Genomic DNA, 659 nt, shown 5'->3' on the forward strand with positions numbered 1-659 from the left:
CCCGCAGAATGGATGCTTCCAGCCCCTCGGATGGTTCACGCTGAGACACCTGCCCTGCACGCCGCATTGTCTCAATGCGATTGCGCCCCTCGGGCGCTACTACAACAACCTTTTTAGGTTTTTTGTTATTTCTTTCTGTATAGTGGGTGCCAGATTGAGCATCCATGGGTGCCATTTCAGGGGTACACCAGACAGAATCTGGCGACCTGTCGACACGGTTTTCCGCAGGCTTTTCCACAGGTTTCACACGCGCCCAGAGCGCTTTCATGATGTCGTGATAGCTGGCCAGCGTATCAATCAGGTCCGTGCCGCGACGGAGCCGCATGATCCGTGCGGCTTCCAGGGCGGTTGCCTCATCGCCCTGCAGCTCGGCCGCCACGCGCACCTGCTCGTTCAGATCGGCAATGGCTTCACGCAGAAATGCCACTTCCGCGCGCTGTCGTCGGCCGATCTCAAGTTGGGCCTGTAGGTCCGGCCACCGATAGCGCAAGGACGCCAGACTGAATCCAACCTGCGACATGCCTTCCTGCCCCTGCCAGCGCCGTCCCCGCTGTCCGTTCCGGCCGTCACAGGGCACGATCATCCCGGCCTCGGCCAGCTCTCTGACCGCCCGCCTCAAAGCCGTAAGCGACAACCCCGTCCAGGACATCAGTGTCGCG

1 protein-coding gene is annotated in these 659 nt (G+C 61.0%); it reads right to left on the reverse strand.

Annotation, left to right across the window (positions count from 1 at the left end; genetic code table 11):
• The coding region (locus tag GOB83_RS14690) for a helix-turn-helix domain-containing protein (RefSeq protein WP_277875559.1) at positions 1 to 649 on the reverse strand (649 nt) is incomplete at its 3' end.
• Positions 650 to 659 lie beyond the last annotated feature (10 nt).

The sequence above is a fragment of the Acetobacter fabarum genome, from assembly GCF_011516925.1.
GTDB classification, from domain to species: Bacteria; Pseudomonadota; Alphaproteobacteria; order Acetobacterales; family Acetobacteraceae; genus Acetobacter; species Acetobacter fabarum.